This is a genomic window from Bradyrhizobium sp. UFLA05-108, from assembly GCF_059803455.1.
Window position 1 is genome coordinate 69,700 of record NZ_JBANAZ010000020.1, and the last position, 24,202, is coordinate 93,901.

General features: G+C 64.6%; 22 protein-coding genes. 13 read left to right on the top strand and 9 right to left on the bottom strand.

The window, feature by feature from the left end:
• Positions 1 to 3: 3 nt before the first annotated feature.
• On the bottom strand, positions 4 to 1,137 hold the full coding sequence (locus tag SO140_RS16860) for an alpha-hydroxy acid oxidase (RefSeq protein WP_449382308.1): 1,134 nt from the start codon (positions 1,135 to 1,137) through the stop codon (positions 4 to 6).
• 295 nt (positions 1,138 to 1,432) lie between these two features.
• Here SO140_RS16860 and SO140_RS16865 point away from each other — a divergent pair, with 295 nt between their 5' ends.
• Positions 1,433 to 2,770 (top strand): S41 family peptidase, encoded by a 1,338-nt coding sequence (locus SO140_RS16865; RefSeq protein ID WP_498542842.1) that lies wholly within the window; start codon positions 1,433 to 1,435, stop codon positions 2,768 to 2,770.
• A gap of 170 nt (positions 2,771 to 2,940) precedes the next feature.
• Here the strand turns inward: SO140_RS16865 and SO140_RS16870 are convergent, their stop codons facing one another.
• Complete coding sequence (locus SO140_RS16870; protein WP_498542877.1) at positions 2,941 to 5,664, bottom strand: bifunctional diguanylate cyclase/phosphodiesterase; 2,724 nt, start codon at positions 5,662 to 5,664, stop codon at positions 2,941 to 2,943.
• Positions 5,665 to 5,982: 318 nt separating this feature from the next.
• Here SO140_RS16870 and SO140_RS16875 point away from each other — a divergent pair, with 318 nt between their 5' ends.
• On the top strand, positions 5,983 to 6,147 hold the full coding sequence (locus tag SO140_RS16875) for a Flp family type IVb pilin (protein WP_449382311.1): 165 nt from the start codon (positions 5,983 to 5,985) through the stop codon (positions 6,145 to 6,147).
• Here SO140_RS16875 and SO140_RS16880 read toward each other — a convergent pair.
• Complete coding sequence (locus SO140_RS16880) at positions 6,128 to 7,381, bottom strand: MFS transporter (protein ID WP_498542843.1); 1,254 nt, start codon at positions 7,379 to 7,381, stop codon at positions 6,128 to 6,130. The two genes, SO140_RS16875 and SO140_RS16880, sit on opposite strands and share 20 nt — an antisense overlap.
• 96 nt (positions 7,382 to 7,477) lie before the next feature.
• Here SO140_RS16880 and SO140_RS16885 point away from each other — a divergent pair, with 96 nt between their 5' ends.
• Positions 7,478 to 8,071, top strand: coding sequence for a CGNR zinc finger domain-containing protein (locus SO140_RS16885; protein WP_498542844.1), 594 nt, complete (start codon positions 7,478 to 7,480; stop codon positions 8,069 to 8,071).
• A gap of 225 nt (positions 8,072 to 8,296) precedes the next feature.
• Here SO140_RS16885 and moaC read toward each other — a convergent pair whose 3' ends face one another.
• Genes moaC through SO140_RS16905 form a run of 4 tightly spaced genes read right to left on the bottom strand, consistent with a single transcriptional unit; the run spans position 8,297 to position 12,563 of the window.
• Complete coding sequence (gene moaC / locus SO140_RS16890; protein WP_498542845.1) at positions 8,297 to 8,806, bottom strand: cyclic pyranopterin monophosphate synthase MoaC; 510 nt, start codon at positions 8,804 to 8,806, stop codon at positions 8,297 to 8,299.
• A gap of 1 nt (position 8,807) precedes the next feature.
• Positions 8,808 to 9,626, bottom strand: a complete 819-nt coding sequence (trpC, locus tag SO140_RS16895; protein ID WP_498542846.1) for an indole-3-glycerol phosphate synthase TrpC — start codon at positions 9,624 to 9,626, stop codon at positions 8,808 to 8,810.
• Between the two features lie 7 nt (positions 9,627 to 9,633).
• Positions 9,634 to 10,647 (bottom strand): anthranilate phosphoribosyltransferase, encoded by a 1,014-nt coding sequence (gene trpD, locus SO140_RS16900; protein ID WP_498542847.1) that lies wholly within the window; start codon positions 10,645 to 10,647, stop codon positions 9,634 to 9,636.
• Between the two features lie 17 nt (positions 10,648 to 10,664).
• The gene (locus SO140_RS16905; protein ID WP_498542848.1) at positions 10,665 to 12,563 is read right to left on the bottom strand and encodes a peptidylprolyl isomerase; all 1,899 of its coding nucleotides are present in this window, start codon (positions 12,561 to 12,563) and stop codon (positions 10,665 to 10,667) included.
• A 210-nt stretch (positions 12,564 to 12,773) separates the two neighbouring features.
• Between SO140_RS16905 and tpiA the strand changes: the two genes are divergently transcribed.
• The 7 genes from tpiA to SO140_RS16940 all read left to right on the top strand — a co-directional run bounded on the left by tpiA (position 12,774) and on the right by SO140_RS16940 (position 18,924).
• Positions 12,774 to 13,529 (top strand): triose-phosphate isomerase, encoded by a 756-nt coding sequence (tpiA, locus tag SO140_RS16910; RefSeq protein WP_498542849.1) that lies wholly within the window; start codon positions 12,774 to 12,776, stop codon positions 13,527 to 13,529.
• 177 nt (positions 13,530 to 13,706) lie between these two features.
• On the top strand, positions 13,707 to 14,096 hold the full coding sequence (gene secG / locus SO140_RS16915) for a preprotein translocase subunit SecG (RefSeq protein ID WP_449382318.1): 390 nt from the start codon (positions 13,707 to 13,709) through the stop codon (positions 14,094 to 14,096).
• 166 nt (positions 14,097 to 14,262) lie between these two features.
• Positions 14,263 to 15,894 (top strand): CTP synthase, encoded by a 1,632-nt coding sequence (pyrG, locus tag SO140_RS16920; RefSeq protein ID WP_498542850.1) that lies wholly within the window; start codon positions 14,263 to 14,265, stop codon positions 15,892 to 15,894.
• Between the two features lie 81 nt (positions 15,895 to 15,975).
• On the top strand, positions 15,976 to 16,302 hold the full coding sequence (locus SO140_RS16925; RefSeq protein WP_449382320.1) for an NIPSNAP family protein: 327 nt from the start codon (positions 15,976 to 15,978) through the stop codon (positions 16,300 to 16,302).
• A 114-nt stretch (positions 16,303 to 16,416) separates the two neighbouring features.
• Positions 16,417 to 17,265 (top strand): 3-deoxy-8-phosphooctulonate synthase, encoded by an 849-nt coding sequence (gene kdsA / locus SO140_RS16930; RefSeq protein ID WP_498542851.1) that lies wholly within the window; start codon positions 16,417 to 16,419, stop codon positions 17,263 to 17,265.
• A complete protein-coding gene (locus SO140_RS16935) occupies positions 17,265 to 18,473 on the top strand; it encodes an MFS transporter (protein ID WP_498542852.1) in 1,209 nt (402 codons plus the stop codon). Before kdsA ends, SO140_RS16935 begins: the two co-directional genes overlap by 1 nt.
• Positions 18,474 to 18,519: 46 nt before the next feature.
• Positions 18,520 to 18,924, top strand: a complete 405-nt coding sequence (locus tag SO140_RS16940; RefSeq protein ID WP_498542853.1) for a TfoX/Sxy family protein — start codon at positions 18,520 to 18,522, stop codon at positions 18,922 to 18,924.
• Here SO140_RS16940 and queF read toward each other — a convergent pair.
• Positions 18,921 to 19,373 carry a preQ(1) synthase gene (gene queF, locus SO140_RS16945; protein WP_498542854.1) on the bottom strand — a complete coding sequence of 151 codons (453 nt, stop codon included), beginning with the start codon at positions 19,371 to 19,373 and terminating at the stop codon, positions 18,921 to 18,923. The two genes, SO140_RS16940 and queF, sit on opposite strands and share 4 nt — an antisense overlap.
• 49 nt (positions 19,374 to 19,422) lie before the next feature.
• Positions 19,423 to 20,400 (bottom strand): Vgb family protein, encoded by a 978-nt coding sequence (locus tag SO140_RS16950; RefSeq protein ID WP_498542855.1) that lies wholly within the window; start codon positions 20,398 to 20,400, stop codon positions 19,423 to 19,425.
• A gap of 174 nt (positions 20,401 to 20,574) precedes the next feature.
• Here SO140_RS16950 and eno point away from each other — a divergent pair, with 174 nt between their 5' ends.
• The 3 genes from eno (at position 20,575) to SO140_RS16965 (ending at position 24,136) form a co-directional block, all read left to right on the top strand.
• Positions 20,575 to 21,858: a phosphopyruvate hydratase gene (gene eno, locus SO140_RS16955; protein WP_498542856.1), complete on the top strand. Its 1,284-nt coding sequence runs from the start codon at positions 20,575 to 20,577 to the stop codon at positions 21,856 to 21,858.
• A gap of 27 nt (positions 21,859 to 21,885) precedes the next feature.
• Positions 21,886 to 23,025, top strand: a complete 1,140-nt coding sequence (locus SO140_RS16960) for a zinc-binding dehydrogenase (RefSeq protein ID WP_498542857.1) — start codon at positions 21,886 to 21,888, stop codon at positions 23,023 to 23,025.
• A 112-nt stretch (positions 23,026 to 23,137) separates the two neighbouring features.
• A complete protein-coding gene (locus SO140_RS16965; RefSeq protein WP_449382328.1) occupies positions 23,138 to 24,136 on the top strand; it encodes an MBL fold metallo-hydrolase in 999 nt (332 codons plus the stop codon).
• Positions 24,137 to 24,202 lie beyond the last annotated feature (66 nt).

A 24,202-nucleotide genomic window follows, 5' to 3' on the forward strand; every position in this document is an offset into this window, starting at 1 on the left:
CTTTCAGTAACGATAAGGCTCGATATCCAGCAGCGGAAACGCGCTGAACACGCTTGGTACGTTGGTGGCGGTCGCCGGATGCAGGCAGGATGCGTTCACCTCGGCAAACGAGGTGGCCCCCAGCAGCCCGAGACAGCGCAACACTTCGTCTTCGAGTAGCTCCAACATCCGTGTGATGCCGGATTCGCCGGCCGCGGCCAACGCCCAGCACTGCAGGCGCCCGATGCCGACGAGGTCCGCGCCCATGGCGAGCGCCTTGACGATATCGGTGCCGCGGCAGAATCCGCCGTCAACCATGATCTTCGCGCGTCCCTTCACGGCATCGACGATCTCCGGCAATACGTGCATGGCGCCGCGGCCATGATCAAGCTGGCGACCGCCATGGTTGGAGACGTAGATCCACTCGACGCCGTGATCGAGGGCGATGTGCGCGTCCTCTGCAGTCGCGATTCCCTTGATGATGAGCGGGATCTTGAACTTGTCCTTGATCAGCTTCACGGTCCGCCACTCCAGGCCCTTCTGGTAGTCGCCGCCGGTGGCGCGCAGCCGGCTCTCGCGAACATAGCGCTTGGCGATGTCGCGTTCGCGACGGCTGTAATGGGCGGTGTCGACCGTCAGGCAGAACGCGGCGTAGGTGCTTTTCACCGCGCGGGCGACGACATCCTCGACGAAGGCGTCATCGCCGCGGACATAGAGCTGGTAGAAGCGCAGCGCATCGGGAGCTGCTTCTGCGGTCTTCTCGAGGCCCGGATCCGACACCGAGCTCAGCATATGCGCTGCACCGAAGGCGCCGGCCCCGCGTGCAACGGAGGCTGCGCCGTGCGGATCGAAGATTTCGAGCGCGCCGACCGGCGCCAGTACGACCGGCAGGCGCATCTTGCGGCCGAACTGCTCGACGGAACCATCGACATTGCGCATGTCGCGCAGCACGCGCGGGCGGAAGGCGATCTCGTCCAGCGCCATGCGGTTGCGGCGCATCGTGGTCTCCGTCTCGGCGGCGCCGACGATATAGTCCCAGGCGTTCTGGTTGAGGTTGGAGCGCGCCTTGCGAATGAATTCGTGCAGGTTCTGGAACGGCTCGTCGCTGGCACCCAGTTCGACGTTTCGTTGGGGCCGGATACGGGGCGCGTCGTTCATTGTTATCCTCCCGAGAATTTGAAGCCTTATTCCATCGCCTAACCGGTTCGGCGCGCCAAAACCATCCCAAAATCGCATAGCTTGAACGCGCTGGCCGGACGGGTCGATTCCGCCCCCGGCGCGAACCGGCCGAGGAACGTTGCCAAAAGTTTAGGCTGGGACGAAGGGTTTTTTGCCGGATGCAAGCCAACGTGGCGGACCGGCCTTGAAGAAACCAGAATGGTATTGTGAGACACCGGCTGGATCGCCATTTGCATGGCGGCTCCCAACCGCCAGCGAAAAGGCCAATCGATCCATGCGGAAAACCCTGCTGTTCCCCCTCGGCGCGCTGACCGGCGCGTGTTTGACTCTGCTGGCAACCTCTCCGCAAGGCGGGCAATGGGTGGCGAGAGCGGCGGCGGGCGCGGACGATGCCTATTCGCAACTGAACCTGTTCGGCGAAGTTTTCGAGCGCGTCAAGGCGAGCTACGTCGAGAAGCCCGACAATTCCAAGCTGATCGAAGGTGCCATCAACGGCATGGTCACCTCGCTCGATCCGCATTCACGCTACATGAACGACAAGGCCTGGACCGAGATGCAGGAGACCACCTCCGGCGAGTTCGGCGGGCTCGGCATCGAGGTCACGATGGAGGAGGGCCTCGTCAAGGTCGTGGCGCCCATCGACGACACGCCGGCCTCCAAGGCCGGCCTCCTGTCCGGCGATCTCATCAGCAAGATCGATGGCGAGGCGGTGATGGGGATGACGCTCGAGCAGGCCGTCAACAAGATGAAGGGCCCGGTCGACACCAAGACCAAGCTCACCATCGTGCGCAAGGGCGCCGACGCGCCGCTCGACGTCGCGATCACGCGTGAGATCATCCATGTGCGCCCGGTCCGGTTCCACACCGAGGGCGGCGATATCGGCTATATCCGCCTCACCTCGTTCAACGAGCAGACCACCGACGGACTGCGCAAGGCGATTACGTCGATCTCCAAGGAGATTCCGCAGGAGAAGCTCGCAGGCTACGTCGTCGATCTCCGCAACAATCCGGGCGGGTTGCTCGACCAGGCGGTCTCGGTGTCGAGCGCCTTCCTCGCCCGCGGCGAGGTGGTGTCGACCCGCGGCCGGAACCCGGAAGAGACGCAGCGCTTTACCGCGCATGGTGGCGACCTCACCAAGGGCAAGCCGCTGGTGGTGCTGATCAATGGCGGTTCGGCTTCTGCGTCCGAGATCGTGGCCGGCGCGCTGCATGATCACAAGCGCGCCACACTGATCGGCACGCGATCGTTCGGCAAGGGCTCGGTGCAGACGATCATCCCGCTCGGCTCCGGCAGCGGCGCGTTGGCGCTGACCACCGCGCGCTACTACACGCCGTCGGGCCGCTCGATCCAGGCGCAGGGCATCGCGCCCGACATCGAGATCCTTCAGGACGTCCCGGCGGAGCTGAAGGGGCGTGTCGACACGATGGCCGAATCCCAAATGCGCGGCCATCTCTCCGCAGCCGACGGCAGCGAGCAGACCGGCTCGCAATCCTACGTGCCGCCGGAAGAGAAGGACGACAAGGCCTTGCATGCCGCCTTCGACTTCCTGCACGGCGTGACCGTGAATGCCGCGGCCGCGAAGCCGGCACAAAAGACGGCGGTGCCGAACTGAGGCCTTAGGCCGAGATGCGGTAGGGTGGGCAAAGGAGCGTCAGCGACGTGCCCACCGCTTCTGTATCCGCGGCGAGGCACGAGGTGGGCACGCTTCCGCCTTCGCTCTTCGAGCTACGGCGGACAAGTCGCTTTGCCCACCCTACGAATTACGATGCGAAGGCCTGGCGCCTAGCCCGCTTCGCGGCGGCGGCTTTCGTGGCCGGGCCTCTGGGCAAGCCGGCTGCGGTGGAGCGTAAACAGCTCCTGCACCTTGTCGACTGGCTTCGCGGCGCTGAACAGATAGCCCTGCATTTCACTGCAACCGAGCGAGCGGAGCAGGCGCTGCTGCTCCTCCGTCTCCACACCTTCCGCGGTCGTCGTCATGCGCCGCGCGGCGGCGAGATTGACCACGGCCTGCACGATGCTGGAGGAGCCGTCGGGGCCGGCGATGTCCTCGACGAAGCAGCGATCGATCTTGATCTTGTCGAACGGGAAGCGGTGCAGGTAGCTCAGTGACGAGTAGCCCGTGCCGAAATCGTCGAGCGCGATGCGTACGCCGATGGCGCGGAGCTGATGCAGGATGGCGAGCGCGGTGTCGTCGTCGCGGATCAGCACGGCCTCGGTGATCTCGAGCTCGAGCCGGCTCGCCGGCAGGTTGGAGGCGGCCAGCGCTGCCATGATCTTCAGCGCCAGCGTGCCGCTCTTGAACTGCACAGGCGAGACGTTGACCGCAAGGCGGATGTCGTCCGGCCAGGTCGCAGCATCCCGGCACGCCGTCGTGAGCACCCACTCGCCGATCTCGTTGATGAGGCCGGTGTCCTCCGCGATCGGGATGAACTCGGCGGGCGAGACCATGCCGCGCTCGGGATGGCGCCAGCGCACCAGGGCCTCGCAGCCCGTGATGGTCTCGTCCTTCAGGCTGAGGCAGGGCTGGTAGAACACCTCGAGCCCGCCATGGGCAATCGCATGCCTGAGATCGGTCTCGAGCTGTCGCCGCTCGCGGACTTTGGCATCCATCTCCGGCTCGAAGAAGCGATAGGTGCGGCGGCCGGCCGCCTTGGCAGCGTACATCGCCAGATCCGCATTCTTCAGGATCTGATCGAGCTCGGTGCCATGGTCAGGCGCCAGCGCAATGCCGATCGAAGCGTCGGTGGTGATATGGTGGCCCATGCAGTCGAACGGCTCGCGGATGGCGGCGAACACCCGCGCCACGAGATCGGTGACGTGATCAGGCGAGGTCACGGCGCTCTGCACGATCGCGAATTCGTCGCCGCCGAGACGGGCGACGAATTCGGTCTCGCCGGCGCAGCGGTTCAGATGCGCGGCGATCGATTTCAGCAACTCGTCGCCGACGAGATGGCCGAGCGCGTCATTGACGCCCTTGAATTCGTCGATGTCGATGTAATGCACGGCGATCAGCTCGCCGTCGGCCATAGCACCCAGGACGTCCCGCAGATGCTCGTGGAACATGGCGCGGTTGGGCAGGTCGGTCAGCGCGTCATAATGCGCAAGATGCGTGATGCGCTCCTCGGTGCGGCGGCGCTCGGTGATGTCCTCATGCGTCGCAACCCACCCGCCGTCGGCGAGAGGCTCGTTGACGATCTGGATCGAGCGGCCGTCGGATGTGTCGATGACCATGGAATTGCGGATGTGGATGTCGCGCAGTACGCGCGCGACATAGCGGTCGACGTCGCCGGCGAACGAGCCGGTCGCCTTGCGGTGCGCGATGATGTCGTGGAAGCTGCAACCGGGCTTCACGACGTCGGCCGAGAGGCCGTACATCTCGAGATAGCGCTGGTTGCAGACGATCAGCCGTCGCGAGTCGTCGAATAGCAGGAGCCCCTGCGTCATATTGTTGACGGCGCGGTCGAGCCGCTGCTTCTCCAGCGTCAGCCGTTCCCGTGAAAGACGGTGCTGTGCCGACAGTTTGCGAACCACGGCAATCAGCAAGCCGGTGATGGCGAGCGCCGATGCAAAGGCGATCAAGACCAGGAGTCCGATCTGCTCGCGCCAGTCCGCGAGCGCCGCCGTTCTCGTGTTGGTCGCGACCATCACGATCGGGAAATGGGGCAGGGCGTGCGACGAGATCAGGCGGTCGTCACCGTCGACCGTGCTTGTGAAGCGGCCGGTGAAGTGGTCGAGGTCGAACATCTTCCGCTGCGCTTCGGAACCGATCTTGAAGTTCTGGCCCATGGCTTCGTCGACATGGGGGTAGCGGGCGAGCAGCGTGCCGTCGCGGTGAAGCATCGAGATCGTCGCGCCTTCGCCGAGTGCGACGGAGGCGAAGAATTTCTCGAAGCCGGCAGGCTCGATGCCGCGCCCGACCACGCCCAGGAACTCGCCGTTCGGGCCAGAGACCTTGCGGAGGATCAGGATCGTCCACATGCCGGAGACCCGGCTATGGACGGGTTGGACCAGCATGTCCGGCGAGCGCGGATCGGATTTGAGAGTTCGGAAATAAGCCCGGTCGGCGACATTGACCTTCGGCGGAGGCCAGACGAGCGAGGAGTTGATCAGCTCGCCGTCGGCGTCGAAGATATTGACGCCGCCGACGTAGGACAGCGCCTCCATCTTGGAGCGGAGCGTCCGATGGATGTCCTGCGTGGACAGGCGCCTGCGGTAGTCTTCGACGCTCGCAATCCCGCTGGCGCGCATATTCGTGATCAGGTCTTTCTGGATGACCTCGAAATCCTGGAGCTGCTGGTCGAAATGATGAGCGAGGAGCAGCGCCGTGTTATCCAGCTCGCGCGCACTGTTGCGCAGCGCCCGTTCGCGGAAGTTCTGGGCCATCAGCGTCGCGCCGATCACGATCGCCGCAATCAGCAGCATGCCGCCGACCACCAGCCAGCGGATCGGTCCGCTACGGATCAATGCCGTTTGATCAAGGAGGCGACTGCCGAAACCCGTCATGATCTGAAACGCTGCCGTGCACACGCCAGGATCAGTTCTTGAGCCCGGAAACACCCGCTGGTTTACGGGAACGATGTGGAGGCGACGTTAGGAAGCGCGGTTAACGGAGGGTAAATCGGCGCGAGAGTCCCGGAGCGCAGCGCCGTGAGCAAAGCCAGCAGATATTGCCGATGCCGTGCATATGAGCGGTCAATTCTTGCCGGCCGCGCTCGCGTCAACCGAAACTTAACCATCTAACATGCTGGCGGCGCTCGCGCGCGCTCTGGCACGCTGCTTGCGAGTGGTTTCGTCATCCCATGGAGAGGACAGGATAACAGAATCATGAAGTCGAAGTTGCAGAAGTTCATTGCCGACGAATCCGGCGCCACCGCGATCGAATACGGCCTGATCGCCGCCGGCATCGCGCTTGCCATCATCACCGTCGTCAACGGCCTCGGCAGCAAGCTCAACAGCAAGTTCGGATCGATCAGCGCTTCGCTGCGCTGATCGTCCGCGTTGCGCACCGCAACAGGGGCGCCGCCACGATCAGCGCCGCGACGACGTTCGCGGCGGCGCTGATCAGGATCGACAGCGTGTAGCTGTGGGTGGCGTCGTAGGCGAAGCCCGCGGCGCTCGGCCCGATCAGCGTGCCGAACGCGACGCTGGTGTAGAGAATGCCGATGATCCCGCTGACGTTGCGCCCGCCGAAATGGTCCATCACGACGGCGGGGAGCACCGCGACCCAACCGCCGTAGAACACACCATACACGAAGGCGAAGCCGGCGAGCGCGAAGGCACTCGCCGAGACCGCCCAGATCGCCATGGCGAGCGCCATGCCGAGCAGGACCATGATCAGCGACCGGTCACGGCCGATCCGGTCGGCGAGGCCGCCGAGCAGGAAGCGCCCGGCGGTGCTGCCGACGCCGATCGTGCCAAGCAGCAGCACGGCGGACGAGGTCGCAACGCCGTGATCGCGTGCGTAGGGCACGAGATGGACGAAGGGGACGAAAGCGCCGAACGAGCAGACCAGACACGACAGGTACAGGCCGGCGAACCGCGCGGAGCGCACGGCCTCCAGCACCGAGGCGCCTCCGGTTCCGATCGTGCGTGCTGCCTCAGGTGGGGCGCCGTCCGGGCCGAGGCCACGGTCGTGTGGATCGTTCTCGAGCAGCAATGAAATCCCGCCACCCAGCACGATGGCGACAGCAGCGAGCACCAGATAGGCCCCGCGCCAGCCGAATGTCGCGATCAGCAGCGAAGCGATCGGCGGCATCGCCAGCGTGCCGAGCCCGATGCCGCTGACTGCCAGTCCGGAAGCAAATCCGCGGCGTTTGACGAACCAGCGCTGTACCGCGCCGATCGCGGGGACGTAGGCGCAGCCGACGCCGAGGCCTATTCCGAGACCGTAGGCGAGATAGACCTCGGTGAGCGATCGCGCCGCGCTTGCGGCCGCAAGGCCTGCGGCGACCACAATCATGCCCGTCACGGCCAGGGAACGCGCGCCAAAGCGGTCGGCGAGCGGACCGCTGACGACCCCGAGGGCGAAATACAGAAAGCCCGCAATCGAGAACACCAGCGAAACCGAGCCGCGCGAGGCGCCGAAGTCTCGTTGGAGCGGTTCCAGGAACGCGCTGAACGTGTAGGCGGAGCCGAAACCGACGAACGTCACCGCGAAGGCCGCGGCGACGACGAGCCAGCCGTAGAAAATGCGGGGGCGGGTGAATGTCGTCGTGTCTGCCATCTCGGCCTCCATGGTGTGATGCGACAATTGACACCGGTAAACGATTTATACAGGTGTTTGTTGCCGTCAACCGGTAAAAATGATTTACTGGTGTCCATGTCGAAGCAGTCCCGGAAATTCAAGGTTCCCGACGAGTTGGCCGCCCTCTACGACTTCGCCAATTCGCTCGACGGCCGCCACTTCGTGCATTTCGGCGTGCAGCATCCGCAGAGCGATGCGCTCTCGGGCCCGAAGGAGCTCGCGGCGTGGTTGGGGGAGCACGGCATGGGCGAGGACGGCGCGAAGATCACGCCTGCGATGTTCCAGGCCGCGCTGCGGCTGCGCGGGGCGCTACGCGCCTATTTGCAATGCGAGCCGGCCGAGCGGCGCAGGAATAAGGATGTCCTTGCCGCGCTCGATGGCGCGCTCGAGCCATTTCCGTTGCGGGTCGAGGCGCGTGCGGGCCGCGGCGCAACGCTCGCAGCGGTGCGTCAGGATGCCCTTGCGGGCCTGTCGGCCATCGCCATCGAGCTTTACGACGGCACGCTTGCAGGCACGCTGGACCGGCTGAAGATGTGCGCGTCGGAGGAATGTCGCCGCGTGTTCTACGACCGGTCGAAACCGTCCACGCGGCGCTGGTGCATGTCGACGCTATGCGGCAACCGGATGAAGACGCGCGCCTATCGCGAGCGCCAGCGCGAGGCCCGGTAGTGCGGGCGAGATAGCGTGTGGCTCGTCGTTCGGGGTTCACCTCTCCTCAGCGGGGAGAGGTCGGATTGCGAAGCAATCCGGGTGAGGGGCCGCAGCATTCAGTGAGGCCGTAACCCCTCACCCGGATCGCATCTTTCGATGCGATCCGACCTCTCCCTACGGGAGAGGTGGAACTTCTACCGATTGTACCAAAACTCATTTTCCGCTTTGGTGCAGGCCGCGTGCTCAGACCCGGTAGTGGCCGGACTTGCCGCCCTTCTTCTCGACGAGGTGGATGCCCTCGATGCGCACGCCGCGCTCCACTGCCTTGATCATATCGTAGATCGTGAGACAGGCGACCGAGACGGCGGTCAACGCCTCCATCTCGACGCCGGTGGGACCAGTGACCTTCACGGCGGCGCGGACGAGGCAACCGGGCAGCTTGTCATCGGGCTCGATGTCGACGGTGACCTTCGAGAGCGCGAGGGGATGGCAGAGCGGGATCAGCTCCGAGGTGCGCTTGGCCGCCATGATGCCGGCGATGCGCGCGGTGCCGAGCACGTCGCCCTTCTTGGCGTTGCCTGAGCGTATCAGATCGAGCGTCGCCCTGGTCATGACGACGCGCCCCTCCGCGACGGCGAGCCGCTCGGTCGCGGGCTTCTCCGACACGTCCACCATCCGCGCCTCGCCGGAGGCGCCGATATGGGTGAGGGCGGGAGTTGCCTTGGCTTTGATCCTGGACGGTGAACGCGCCATCTCAGCGCGTGCCCGGGGCGTGCGTGGCCTCGCGCGACAGGAGCGCGCGGGTGGCAGCCGTCACGTCGGCTTGCCGCATCAGGCTTTCGCCGACGAGGAAGGTCGACATCCCCACGCGCTCGAGGCGGGCAAGGTCCGCGGGTGTGAAGATGCCGCTTTCGCCGACCATCAGCCGTTCCCGCGGGATCAGCGGAGCCAGCGTCTCGCTGGTCGCAAGCGTGGTTTCGAAGGTCCGCAAGTTGCGATTGTTGACCCCGATCATCGGTGAGCGCAGTTTCAGCGCGCGGTCGAGCTCGCTCGCGTCGTGGATCTCGATCAGGACGTCCATGTCGAGGGACAGCGCGGCGTCCTCGATATCCTTTGCCACCGTATCGTCGAGCGCCGCCATGATGATCAGGATGCAATCGGCGCCATGGGCGCGGGCCTCGACCACCTGATAGGTGTCGAACAGAAAATCCTTGCGCAGCACCGGCAGCGAGGTCGCGGCGCGCGCCGCGACCATGAAGTCGATATGACCCTGGAAGGAGGGCGTATCCGTCAGTACTGAGAGGCAAGCAGCGCCGCCGGCCTCGTAGGCCTTGGCGAGCAGGGGCGGATCGAAATCGGGACGGATCAGCCCCTTGGAGGGGGACGCCTTCTTGACCTCGGCGATCAGCGCATAGTCGCCATTGGCGAGCCTGTTACGGATCGCGCGCAGAAAACCGCGCGGTGCAGGTGCGATCTTGGCCTTGGCTTCCAGGGCGGCCAGCGGCTGTGCGCGCTTGGCTGCTGCGATCTCCTCGCGCTTATACGCCTCGATCTTGGTCAGGATGTCCGACATGCGAGGCTCAGCTATTGGAAACCGCGATCAGGTGTTTTAGCCGCGCCGCCGCCGCGCCGCTGTCGATCGACTTGGCGCCGAGCGCAACACCTTCCTTGACGTCCTTGGCGTGGCCGGCCACCACCAGCGCGGCAGCCGCGTTGACCAGCGCGACATCGCGATAGGCGCTGGGCTTGCCGTCGAGCACGTTTTGTAACGCGATCGCGTTGGCGTCGGCGTCGCCGCCCTTCAAGCCAACGGCTTCGCAGCGCGGAAGGCCCGCGTCCTCCGGGGTGATCTCAAAGGTCTTGATCTCGCCCTTGTGCAGCGAGCTGACGAAGGTCGGGCCGGTGAGGGTGATCTCGTCGAGCCCGTCGGAGCCGTGCACCACCCAGACCGAGTCGGAGCCGAGATTCTTCAGCACCTGCGCCAGCGGCTGCACCCATTGCCGGGAGAACACGCCGACCATCTGCCGCTTCACGCCGGCCGGATTGGACAGCGGGCCGAGCAGGTTGAAGATGGTGCGGGTGGCGAGCTCGACGCGGGTCGGGCCGACGTTCTTCATCGCAGGATGGTGCGCGGGTGCGAACATGAAGCCGATGCCGCACTCCCGCACGCAGCGGCCGACGTCCTCGGGCTTGAGATCGATCTTCACGCCGAGCGAGGCCAGCACATCGGCTGCGCCCGAGCGCGACGACAGCGCGCGGTTGCCATGCTTTGCGACCGGCACACCGGCGCCCGAGACGATGAATGACGCGCAGGTCGAGACATTGACCGAGCCCGAGCCGTCGCCGCCGGTGCCGACGATGTCGACGGCATCCGCGGGAGCGTCCACGCGCAGCATCTTGGAGCGCATCGCCGAGACCGCGCCGGTGATCTCGTCCACGGTTTCGCCGCGCACACGCAGCGCCATCAGAAGCCCGCCCATCTGCGAGGGCGTGGCCTCGCCGGACATCATGGCATCGAAGGCTGAGGCGGCTTCGTCACGCGACAGGCTGGCGCCGGTCGCCACTTTTCCAATGATCGATTTCAGGTCGTCCATCGCGTGCTTTCAACTGATTACTGGTTCGCGCCCGTCACCTGCGCGAAGGCGGCCTGATTAATGGTGGTTCCGATGTCGGTTTCAAGCTTGTTGACGTAGGATGCCACTTGCTCGTCGGTGAGCGAACGGTCGAGGCTCTCCTTCAACTTGGCAATACCCTCGGATGCGAGATCCACCGGCGGATCGACGATGTCGGTCACGCGGAAGATGATGACCTCGCCGCCTGCACCTGGGGTCTGGCCGACGCCATCCTTGGCGGTACGGAATGCGGCCGCGACCAGGCTCGACGGCACACCGGCGGGCGTGTCCTCGCGCTTGACGCCCGAGGCGGTCTCGACCTTGGCGTTGATGGCTGCGGCTTCGTCCGCGAGCTTGGCTCCCTGTTCGACCTTCTGCACGATCTCGGTGGCCTTGGCCCGCAGCTTGGCCGTGATCTGGTCTTGACGCCAGCGCGCCTCGACCTGGTCGCGGACCTCGTCGAGGCTGCGCTCGCGCGACGGCGTGATGCCGAGCACGTCGTACCAGACATAGCCGCCGCGGAAGGAGATCGGATCGTTGTCGACGCCGACATCGCTGTTGAAGGCTTGCGACACCACGTCGAGCCCTTGCGGGATGTTGGCGGCCGGCTGGCCGCTGGGCGTCCGGCCGGAGCGGTCGACAGCCTCGATGGTCACCGCAGCAAGCCCGAGCTTCTGCGCCGCCTCGATGACGCTGGAGCCGCCGCCGCGCTCGTCTTCCATCTTGTCGCGCAATTCCCCGACCTTGGCGCGGGCGCGCTCGGCCGCGATTTCCCGTTTGATGTCGCCGGCGAGGTTGGCGTAGTTGGCCTCAGCGCCCGGTTCGATCTTGTCGACCTTGACCAGCGCCACGCCAAAACGGCCCTGCACTGGCTGGCTGATCTCACCCGCGGGCAGCGCAAAGGCGGCGTCAGCCACGGCCGGATCGAGGATCGCGGATTTGGTGACGAGGCCGAGATCGCCGTCCGCCGCGCTGAGCCCGCGCTCCTTGGCGAGATCCTCGAACGACGTTCCGCCCGCGAGCCGGGTGCGCGCGGCTTGCGCCTCCTCGACCGTCGGGAACACGAGCTGGTGCACGTGGCGCTTCTCCGGCGTGCCGAGCCGGTCCTTGCGCTGCTCGAACACCTTCTTGGCGTCGTCGTCGGAGACGTCGGTCCACTTGCCGATTTCCTCCGGCGAGATCACGACGAAGGAGATCTTGCGGTATTCGGGCGCGCGGAACTGGACCTTGTGATCCTCGAAATAGGCGGCGAGCGCCTCGGGCGAGGGCGGGTCGATCGTGCCGGCTTGCGCCGCGTCGAGCTTGACGAATTCGATGGAGCGCTGCTCGTTCTGATAGCGGCTCAGCGCATCGATCATGGTCTTGGGCGGCTCGAGGCCCGCGCCAATCGTGCCGGTGATCTGTCGGCGCAGCGACACCTTGCGCTGCTCGGCAGTGTAGCGCTGCTCGCTGTAGCCGAAATTGCGGATCATGGCCTGGAAGCGTTGCGCATCGAAATTGCCGGCGGCGCCCTTGAAGTTCGGGTCGTTCATGATCATGCGGCGGATCTCGTCGTCCGACACGCCGAGCCCGAGCCGGCGGGCCTCTTCATCGAGGGCGGCTTCCGCGATCGCCTGCTGGAGCACCTGGCGGTCAAGGCCGAAGGCGCGCGCCTGCTCAGGCGTCAGCGGGCGGCCGAATTGACGGCCGATCTGCTGCATGCGGTCGGTATAGATCTGCCGGAATTCGTTCAGCGAAATCTCGGTGTGGCCGACCTTGGCCACCGTCGACTGCCCAAAGCCGCGGAAAATGTCGGCGATGCCCCAAATGCCGAAACTGATGATCAATACACCCATCACCACGGCCATAATCGTCTTGCCGAGCCAGTTTGATGAGGCCTTGCGCATTCCTCGAAGCATCGCGTCCAACTTGTTTGGCAGGAGGGAACCGGGCGCGCCTTAAAGCAGATTCCGCAAAAGCGCATCACCGAATTGATATGGCATCATAAAGTGGCGGCTTTCCCCCCGCAACCTGCCGCTCCCTTAAGCTGTGTTAACAGGGCGGGTCTCTGGAACTGGGACGCCCGGTCTGCTAGCGCATGCCAGACCTCATTTCGCTGGAATATGCACATGACAGACGCCATCCGACCGCTGATTGCCGGAAACTGGAAGATGAACGGCCTCAAGGCCTCCGCTGCCGAATTCGACGCCATGCTCACCGGCGCGGCAGAGGTCGCCGCCAAGGCGGATCTCCTGGTGTGTCCGCCGGCGACGCTGATTGCGGCCTTTGCCGCCAAGGCGGTCGGCAAGAAGGTCGCCGTCGGTGCGCAGGATTGCCACCCTAAGGCCTCCGGTGCCCATACGGGCGATATCGCGGCGGAAATGCTGATGGATGCGGGCGCTTCCGCCATCATCGTCGGTCATTCCGAGCGCCGCGCCGACCACGGCGAGAGCGATGAATTGGTGCGGCAGAAGGCCGAGGCGGCCTGGCGGGCAGGGGTAATCGCGATCGTCTGCGTCGGCGAGACGCAGGGCCAACGTGATGCCGGACAGACCCTGGATGTCCTGCGCGGCCAGCTCAACCTGTCGCTTCCGGACGGCTCAAAAGCGGACAATCTGGTCGTGGCCTATGAGCCGGTCTGGGCGATCGGCACGGGCCTGACCCCCACGGCCAAGGATGTCGAGCAGATTCATGGCTTTATCCGGGAACTGCTGATCTCCCGGTTCAGGGACGAGGGGGCGAAGATGCGCATCCTCTATGGCGGCTCGGTCAAGCCGTCGAACGCGGCCGAGCTGATGGCGGTGAAAAACGTCAACGGCGCGCTGGTCGGCGGTGCCAGCCTCAAGGCGGCCGATTTCCTTGCGATTGCCCAAGGCTGCCCTTAGCTAACAAGGGTTGTCCTTAGCTAAGCGGCAAAGCGCAAGGCGGCTCAACGCGGAGTCCGGACCGATCGGGGGTGGCAATGCCGGTCCTGATCGTGTAACACCGCGCAACTTCAGGAAAACCCGCAAAGCGCGATGGCTGCCGGCACCGGCGCTACCCGCTTGTGACGGAAGGGTACCATGCAGACCGTTGTGATCGTTATCCATCTCATGATCGTCGCCGTGATGATCGGCGCCGTGCTGCTGCAGAAGTCGGAAGGCGGCGGCCTCGGCATGGGTGGAGGCGCAGGCTTCATGTCGAGCCGCGGCACCGCGAATCTCTTATCGCGCACGACCGCGATCCTGGCCGCCGGTTTTTTCCTGACCAGCCTCTTCCTGTCCTGGTATGCGGGGTACGACCGTAAGCCGTCTTCGATTATTGGCCAGCCCGCGTCGCAGTCTCAGCCCGCCGGTGGTGCGGCTCCGGTGGCGCCGCCGACCTCGGGCGGCGTCCTGGATACGCTGAAGAAGGCGGACGAGCAGCAGCAGAATCAGGCGCCCACCGGTCCGCAGGCGCCACGTTCGCAATAAAGCAGAGGGGCCATGCAGGACGACGCCTAGCGTCCTGCATCAACAATCCCCATCAAGGCTCTGGCAACACACTCAGTTCTGGCTCACCCACAGGCCCGCAAATTGTTAGGGGCGGGACGCGAATCGCTTTGGCGAATCGAGTTCGGGGGATTAAAGGTTAAGTCCCATGGCGCGGTACATATTCATCACCGGCGGCGTGGTTTCTTCGCTCGGCAAGGGTTTGGCTTCAGCGGCACTGGGTGCTCTGTTGCAAGCCCGGGGCTACAAGGTCCGCCTCCGCAAGCTCGACCCCTATCTCAATCTCGATCCCGGAACGATGTCGCCGTATCAGCACGGCGAAGTGTTCGTGACCGATGACGGCGCGGAGACCGATCTCGACCTCGGTCACTATGAGCGCTTCACAGGGCGGCCGGCGACCAAGGCCGACAACATCACCACGGGCCGCATCTATCAGGACATCATCTCCAAGGAGCGCCGCGGCGATTATCTCGGCGCGACGATCCAGGTCGTGCCGCACGTCACGAACGCCATCAAGGAGTTCGTGCTGTCAGGCAATGACGACTACGATTTCGTGCTGGTCGAGATCGGCGGCACCGTCGGCGACATCGAAGGTTTGCCGTTCTTCGAAGCGATCCGCCAGCTTGGGAACGAGCTGCCGCGCGATCACGCCGTCTACATCCATCTCACGCTGCTCCCGTACATACCGAGCGCAGGCGAGCTCAAGACGAAACCGACGCAGCATTCGGTGAAGGAGCTGCGCTCGATCGGCATCCAGCCGGATATCCTGCTCTGTCGCACCGATCGCGAGATTCCGAAGGAAGAACGCCGCAAGCTCGGGCTGTTCTGCAACGTGCGCGAAAGCGCCGTGATCGAGGCGCGCGACGTCGACAACATCTACGCCGTGCCCGAGGCCTATCACGCCGCGGGCCTCGACGACGAAGTGCTCGCCGCCTTCGGCATCGGCTCGCGTATTCCACCGGAGCTGCGAAGCTGGCAGCAGATCAACGAGCGTGTCCGCAATCCCGAGGGCAACGTCACTATCGCCATCGTCGGCAAATACACCGGCATGAAGGATGCGTATAAATCGCTGATCGAGGCACTGTCGCACGGCGGCATCGCCAACAAGGTGAAGGTCAATCTCGATTGGATCGAGAGCGAGATCTTCGAGAAGGAAGATCCCGCGCCCTTCCTCGAGCACGTCAACGGAATCCTCGTGCCCGGCGGCTTCGGCCAGCGCGGCGCCGAAGGCAAGATCAAGGCGGCGCAGTTCGCGCGCGAGCGCGACGTGCCCTATTTCGGCATCTGCTTCGGCATGCAGATGGCGGTGATCGAAGCTGCGCGAAATCTCGTCGGCATCGAGGAGGCCAACTCCACCGAGTTCGGTCCGACCAAGGAGCCGCTCGTCGGTCTGATGACCGAATGGCTGCGCGGCAATGAGCTCGAGAAGCGCTCGCAGGCCGGAGACCTCGGCGGCACGATGCGGCTTGGTGCCTATCCCGCAGCGCTCACGCGCGGCAGCCGCGTCTCGCAGATCTATGGCGGTGCGACCGAGATTTCCGAGCGCCATCGCCACCGCTACGAGGTCAACACCGCCTACAAGGACCGCCTCGAGCAGCACGGTTTGAAGTTCTCAGGCCTGTCGCCCGACGGCGTGCTGCCGGAGATCGTCGAATACGAGGATCACCCCTGGTTCATCGGCGTGCAGTTCCACCCCGAGCTGAAGTCACGGCCCTTCGAGCCGCATCCGTTGTTCGCCTCCTTCATTCAGGCGGCGGCGAAGCAGAGCCGGCTGGTGTAAGCACCTCCAGCCTTTGACGCGCGCGCAAATTGTTGCGACAACTCCCTGCCGCAAGAACAACAATGCAGGGAGTGAGCTCCAATGATCTACGAAATGCGCCAGTATCGTTGCGTGCCGGGCCGGCTGCCGGCGCTGCTCAAGCGCTTCGACACGATCACGCTGAAAATCTGGGAGAAGCACGGCATCAAGCAGGCCGGGTTCTTCACCACGCTGATCGGCGAATCCAACCAGGAGCTGACCTATTTCCTGGCCTGGCACTCGCTTGCAGATCGCGAGACGAAATGGACCGCATTCATGACCGATCCGGAGTGGCTCGAAGCGCGCGCCAAGACGGAAGCAGACGGCCAGATCGTCGCCAATATCGTCAGCCAGATCCTGGCGCCGACCGCTTTTTCCGCGGTGAAGTGACGGTCGGCCTCGCCGCGCCGCCTTCGCAACCCTGATATTCGAGGGGGCGGGCCGAATAGGGTTGATCCGCCTCTTATCGCCGCTATGGTCGCGCCGAAACAGGGATATTTGGCCTTGAGCGCAGACAAGTCGGCAGCAGCGGTGGTTGATCTGGGGGCGGTGAGGTTCGGTAATGATCTGCCGATCGCGATCATTGCCGGCCCGTGCCAACTCGAGAGCAGGGCGCATGCGCTGGAGGTCGCCTCCGCTCTGAAGGAGATTGCAACCCGTTTGAAAATCGGCCTCGTCTACAAGACCTCCTTCGACAAGGCCAACCGCACGAGCGCGTCGGCTGCGCGCGGGCTGGGCCTCGCGCAGTCGCTGCCGATCTTCGCGGAGATCCGTTCCTCGCTGGGCCTGCCGGTTCTCACCGACGTGCATGAGGCGGCGCAGTGCGCCGATGTCGCGCAGGCCGTCGACATCCTGCAAATCCCGGCCTTCCTGTGCCGACAGACTGATCTCCTGCTGGCCGCCGCGGCCACCGGCAAGGTCGTCAACGTCAAGAAGGGACAGTTTCTGGCACCCTGGGACATGGCCAATGTCGTGACCAAGATCACGAGCGCCAATAATCCCAACGTGCTCGTCACCGAGCGCGGCGCCTCCTTCGGCTACAATACGCTGGTCTCCGATATGCGCGCGCTGCCGATCCTGGCGCGCACCACCGGTGCGCCCGTGATCTTCGATGCCACGCATTCGGTGCAGCAGCCGGGCGGGAAGGGCGCATCGTCCGGCGGCGAGCGCGAGTTCGTGCCGGTGCTGGCCCGCGCTGCCGTTGCCGTCGGCGTCGCCGGCGTGTTCATCGAGACGCACCCCGATCCCGACCGTGCGCCGTCGGACGGACCCAACATGGTGCCGCTGCGCGAGTTCGAAGGACTCATCCGCACGCTGATGGCGTTCGACGCGCTCGCAAAGAATCCGCGCTGATGCCGCAAGGGCAGGCGCGGCCGCACGATCACGGCTTGCCGCCCGCGCTCTACGTCATCTCGGGGGCGAGCTTTGCTGCGGCGCTTTCGGCCCGGGCGCTCGATCCGGTGCTGCCGCATATCGCCGAGGATTTTCAGGTCAGCATCGCGACCGCCGCGGGCTTCTCCGCGGTCTTCGCCTTTACTTTCGCGATCATCCAGCCATTGATCGGCGCCGCCGCCGATCTCTTCGGCAAGACGCGGCTGATGATCGGCTGCCTTACGGTGCTGGGTGTTGCCAGTATTCTCGGCGCGCTCTCGACCTCGTTCTCGCTGCTGTTTGCCACCCGCATCCTGGCCGGCATCGGTTCCGGCGGCGTGTTTCCGATTGCGCTCAGCCTGACCAGCGAACTCGTCGGACCTGAAAAGCGGCAGATCGCGATCGGCCGAACGCTTGCCGGCGCCATGACCGGCAATCTCCTGGGCGCCTCTGCCTCCGGCCTGATCGGCGACTTCCTCGGCTGGCGCGGTGTGCTCGCCGTGTTAGGGCTGCTGGTCATCGTGGCTTCGGTCGCGGTCGCGGCCGGCTTCCGCGGCGCCAAGATCAAGCATCCACCGAAGACCAGCCTCTCAGCGCTGAAGACCGGCTATCGCACCATCTTCACCAATCCGAACGCGCCGGTGTGCTACTCGGCCGTGTTCATCGAAGGTTGCTGCGTGCTCGGCCTGTTTCCATACATCGCCTCGTTCCTGTTCGACCTCGGCGAGACCTCGCTGTCCGTTGCCGGCATCGTCATCGCGGGCTTTGCGGTCGGCGGGTTGTTCTACACCATGACGGTGTCGCGCCTTCTGCCGCGGCTTGGCGTCAAGGGCATGATGATCGCGGGCACCGTGCTGGTGGCCTCGCAGCTCGTCGCCGTCGCGTTCGGTCCGCGCTGGGAAATCCAGACGCTCAACCTCGTGGTGATGGGCTGGGGCTTCTACATGGCCCATGGCTGCCTTCAGGTGTTTGCCAGCGAGCTTTCGGTCGAAGCGCGCGCCACCGCACTGTCGCTGCACTCGTTCTTCTTCTTCATGGGCCAGACGGTGGGGCCGATCGCCTATGGCTTCGGGCTCGCACATGGCGGCAAGGGGACGACGCTGTTTGCGAGCGCCGGGATCATGGTGGTGCTGGGCCTGGTCTGCGCCCGGCTGCTCAGGCAGCGCGCGCCGGCGGATGCGCGCGTTTGATTGGGCGCATTGCGGCGCTAACATAGCACTCCCCTGAGGGAGCAGCATGGTTGCCAGCTATAGCTTCATAGAGTTTCTGCGCGAGCAGCTCGCGCCACTCGGACGCATCACGGTGCGGCGCATGTTCGGCAAGACAGGCGTCTTCTGCGATGGCGTCATGCTGGGGATGGTAAGAGACGATACGCTTTACTTCCGCGTCGATGATGGCAACCGCAATGCTCTGAAGGAGGCGGAAGCGTTTCCACCGCTGAATTACGAGAAGAAGGGCGGCACCGTCGATCTCGCTTTCTGGCGGGCGCCGGAGCGGCTATTCGACGATCCCGACGAACTCGTTACGTGGGCGCGATCTGCGCTGGAGGCGGCGCGTCGGGTCGCTTTGAAGCGAGAGCACGCGGCGCCCAAGGGGACATCAAAACCGAAGCCGCGGAAAACGCGGCCGACCAACCGCTAACCCCGCCCGCGATACGGCGCAACGCCTTGCTCGGGCACCCACAGGCCCTTTGGCACGCGGCCGGTCTGCCAGAACACGTCGATCGGGATGCCGCCGCGGGGATACCAGTAGCCGCCGATCCGGATCCATTTCGGCTTGATCTCGGATGCGATGCGCTTGCCGATCATCACGGTGCAGTCCTCGTGGAAGGCGCCGTGATTGCGGAAGCTCGCGACATAAAGTTTGAGTGACTTCGACTCCAGCAGCCACTGGCCCGGTGCGTAGTCGATCACGAGATGCGCGAAATCCGGCTGTCCCGTGACCGGGCAGATCGAGGTGAATTCCGGCACGGTGAAGCGTACCAGATAGTCGGTGCCTTTTTGCGGGTTGGGCACGCGGTCGAGCTGGGCTTCTTCGGGTGTGTGCGGCCATTCGACCGCGCGGCCGAGCTGGAGAGGTTTTTTCGCCATCGTCTATCGTCCTTTTCGGACGTCGAGATGGACGCAATTGTCGTCGCCGTCAACCAGTGGCAACCGTCTGGATCATGACGATCCGGTCGTTGCCGGACTCGCAGCCCCACAGCTCACCCGGCCGGCCGTCGAGCTGGCGAACGTTGGCGTTTGGCTTGTCACTGGCGAAGACGTTAAACTTCTCGGTCGCGGGATCGAAGCGGACGATCGCATTGGCCGAGAAATCGGTGAGCCAGACCTTGTCCTTGTCATCGACGAAAACCGCATAGGCGCGGGGATGCTCGCCCGGCAGCTTCCAGGTCTTCCACGAACCGTCGGCGGGATCGTGCACGGATACGTGCCCGGTGTTCCACTCGCTGACCCAGATCCGGCTCTTCGAATCCGACCAGACGCGCCGCGAACCGGCATTCGGCGTCGGCGGCTGCACTACGCTGGCGTTGCCGGTCGCAAGATCGATCTTCGCGATGTAGCTGCCGGCAAGCGAGGCGTACCAGACGTCGCCCTTGGGCGTCACGGTGATGCCATAAGGCCCGACGCCCTTCGGCGCCTTGAACACCGTCATCTCGCCGGATTTCGGCACGAGCCGGCCGTAATAGCCGGACTGCCCGGTGAACCAGTAGGTGCCGGCCTTGTCGAACACGCCGGTGTTGAGATTGGCGTAAGCGAACTTTTCGGGCAGGCGGAACAGCGTGACCTTGAGATCGTCCGGGTCGACCCGGGCGATCGCGTTCTGGCCGCCCTCGGTGATCCACGGCGCGCCATCCGGGCCGATGGTCACGCCATGCGGGGCTGCACCCTGGCCGAGGTTCACGGTTTTGAACGATCCGTCCCTGGGATCGAGCTTGCCGAGCATGCCCTTGCCTTGCGCGGTGAACCAGATCGTGCCGTCGGGGGCGGGCGTGAGGTCGTGCAGGCCGATGCCGGGGCTGATCGGGAAATATTTCGTGCGGAACGGGCCCTCTTGCGCAAAAGCTGGGCGGATTGCGAGGACGGCGGCGCCGGAGGCGAGAAACTGGCGGCGATTCATGGCGTTACCCCGACTGTTTCAGATGGAGGTTGGACGCGCAGATCAAGTGGCGTCAAGCTTAGTCCGCTGCTCTTCAAGCGTCAGTCGAAGGCGAGCGCCCAAGCGTTCACATTTGCTTGCGCTCCGTGTAATACGCCCCCGCGAACTGACAGCTCTAACGAACGGAAGCGCATCATGACCGCCATTGTCGACATCATCGGCCGCGAAATTCTCGATAGCCGGGGCAATCCGACCGTCGAGGTCGACGTCGTATTGGAAGACGGCTCGCTCGGCCGCGCCGCGGTGCCCTCGGGCGCCTCGACCGGCGCCCATGAGGCGGTGGAGCTGCGCGATGGCGACAAGGCTCGCTATCTCGGCAAGGGCGTCTCGAAGGCGGTCGGCGCCGTCAATGGCGAGATCTATGAGGCGCTCAGCGGCATGGATGTCGAGCACCAGGTCCAGATCGACCAGGTCATGATCGATCTCGACGGCACGCCGAACAAGAGCCGTCTCGGCGCCAACGCCATCCTCGGCGTCTCGCTGGCCTGCGCCAAGGCTGCCGCGCAATCACTCGACATGCCGCTCTATCGTTACGTCGGCGGCACTTCTGCTCGGGTCCTGCCGGTCCCGATGATGAACATCATCAATGGCGGCGTGCACGCCGACAACCCGATCGACTTCCAGGAATTCATGATCCTGCCGGTCGGCGCCACGAGCTTCGCCGAAGGTCTGCGCTACGGCGCGGAAGTATTCCACACGCTGAAGTCCGAACTGAAGAAGGCCGGCCACAACACCAATGTCGGCGACGAGGGCGGCTTCGCGCCGAACCTGCCGTCGGCGGACGCCGCGCTCGAATTCGTCATGAACGCGATCGGCAAGGCCGGCTTCAAGGCGGGCTCCGACGTCGTGCTCGGGCTCGACTGCGCCTCGACCGAGTTCTTCAAGAACGGCAAGTACGTCTATGAAGGCGAGGGCAAGACCCGCTCGATCTCCGAGCAGGCCAAATATCTCGCCGACCTCGTGTCGCGCTATCCGATCGTCACCATCGAGGACGGCATGTCGGAGGACGACATGGACGGCTGGAAGGAGCTCACCGATCTGATCGGCAAGAAGTGCCAGCTCGTCGGCGACGATCTGTTCGTCACCAACGTCAAGCGACTGTCCGAGGGCATCAAGGCGGGCCGCGCCAACTCGATCCTGATCAAGGTCAACCAGATCGGCACGCTGACCGAGACGCTCGCCGCCGTCGAGATGGCGCACAAGGCTGGCTACACCTCCGTCATGTCGCACCGCTCCGGCGAGACCGAGGATTCCACCATCGCCGATCTCGCGGTCGCCACCAATTGCGGCCAGATCAAAACCGGCTCCCTTGCGCGCTCGGATCGCACCGCCAAATACAATCAGCTCCTGCGCATTGAGCAGCAGCTCGGCAAGCAGGCCGTCTATCCCGGCAAGGCGGCGCTGAAGGCGCTGGCGTAGTCAACGAACCGAAAAAGGGAGGTCGACATGAGCGATGGCAGAAACGGACTTCAGTTGCGTTCGCTGATCAAGAAAAGCGGCGAGCTCGAGATCTCGCTCGTCGACGTGCCGACCCCCGAGCCTGCCGAGGACGAGGTCGTCGTCCGCATCGAGGCGACCCCGATCAACCCGTCGGATCTCGGCCTCCTCGTCGGCGCCGCCGACATGAGCACCGCGAAGGCGTCCGGCACGAAGGATGCTCCGGTCATCACCGCCAAGGTGCCTGACGCCGCGATGCAGGCTATGGGGGCGCGGCTCGACCAATCGTTGCCGGTTGGCAATGAGGGCGCCGGCATCGTCATCAGGACCGGCTCGTCTGACGCCGCGAAAGCGCTGATGGGCAAGACGGTCTCGATGATCGGCGGCGCGATGTACGCGCAGTACCGGACCTTGAAGGCGAGGGACTGCCAGCCGCTGCCTGAGGGGACGACTGCGGCGGAGGGCGCGTCCTGGTTCGTCAACCCGCTCACCGCGCTCAGCATGACCGAGACGATGCGGCGCGAGGGCCACAAGGCGCTGGTGCACACGGCGGCCGCCTCCAATCTCGGGCAGATGCTGAACAAGATCTGCATCAAGGACGGCATCTCGCTCGTCAACATCGTGCGCAGCAAGGAGCAGGCCGACATCCTGCACAAGATCGGCGCCAAGCACGTCGTCGATTCCACCGCGCCGAGCTTCCTCGAGGATCTCACCAATGCGCTGGTCGAGACCGGCGCCACCATCGCCTTCGATGCCATCAGCGGCGGCAGGCTCGCCGGCAACATCCTGAGGTGCATGGAAGTTGCGATCAACAAGACAGCCAAGGAGTACAGCCGCTACGGTTCCAGCGTGCACAAGCAGGTCTATGTTTACGGCATGCTCGACACGCGGCCGATCGAGCTGCCGCCCGGCTTCGGCATGGCCTGGGGCGTCGGCGGCTGGCTGCTGACCCCGTTCCTCCAGAAGATCGGGCCGGCCGAGATCGGGCGGCTGCGCCAGCGTGTCGCGAGCGAATTGAAGACGACGTTCGCCAGCCACTACACCAAGGTCGTGTCGCTTCCTGAGGTCCTCGATCCGGCCAACATTGCGGTGTACGCCAAACGGGCGACCGGCGAAAAATTCCTCATCAACCCAAATAAATTTGCGTGAAAGCCGACGCGAGCGTGACCAAAGAAGGTCTTGCCTTCTGAGCGAGGCGGGAGAACATTCCCGCCGCAATTGAAAGCGGAAAAAACCGCAACGCTCAGAAGGGGACATTCCCATGACCGAACTCAACCGCCGTCACCTGCTTGCCGGCGCCGCCGCCATTGGCGCGGCGAGCTTGTCGCGCCTGGGAACCACGCCAGCCAATGCGGCAGTGCCGCAAAGCGGAGCCCAGGCGCCGGGCTTCTATCGCTACAAGGTCGGTTCCTACGAATGCACCTCGATCAATGACGGGGCGCGCACCTTCCCGATGCCCGACAAGTTCGTCACCAACGTTCCGAAGGAGGAGGCGCTCGCCGCCGCCGACGCCGCCTACATGCCGAAGGGCATGGTCACGATCCCGTTCAACCCGCAGCTCATCAACACCGGCAGCAAGCTGGTGCTGATCGACACCGGTAACGGTGTTGCGAATTTCGAGGCGAGCAAGGGTGCGGTCGGCCGGACTCTTCAGAACCTTGCGGCCGCAGGCGTCGACCCGAAGAGCATCGATGTCGTGCTGTTCTCTCACCTTCATCCCGACCACACCAACGGCGTTCGGCTCGCGGACGGAGCTGTGGCCTTCCCGAATGCAGAGTTGATGGTGCCGGCCAAGGAATGGGACTTCTGGACGAGCGACGAGAACGCCGCCAAGGCCCAGTCCAACGAAATGATGAAGAACTACTTCGCCAACGTGAAGAAGACCTTTGCCGGTCTTGAATCCAAGGTGACGAAGTATGATTGGGGCAAGGAGGTTGCGCCCGGCATCACCTCGATCGGAACGCCCGGCCATACGCCCGGGCACACCTCATTCGCCGTCGCGTCGGGCAATGCCAAGGTTCTGATCCAGTCCGACGTCACCAACATTCCCGAGCTGTTCCTGCGCAATCCGGATTGGCACGTTGCCTTCGACACCGATGGTGCTCTCGCGCAGCAGACACGCCACAAGTTCTACGACATGGCGGTAGCGGAGAAGGCGACGGTGGTCGGCTTCCACTTCACCTTCCCGTCGGTCGGCCACGTCGAGAAGGACGGCGCCAAATATCGCCTGGTCCCGTCGGCCTGGAATCCGACGATCTGATCGGTTCAGTTCTTCGCGTCGGTTGGTCGGGCCGCCGTTTGGCGGCCCGATTGTTTTGGGACGACC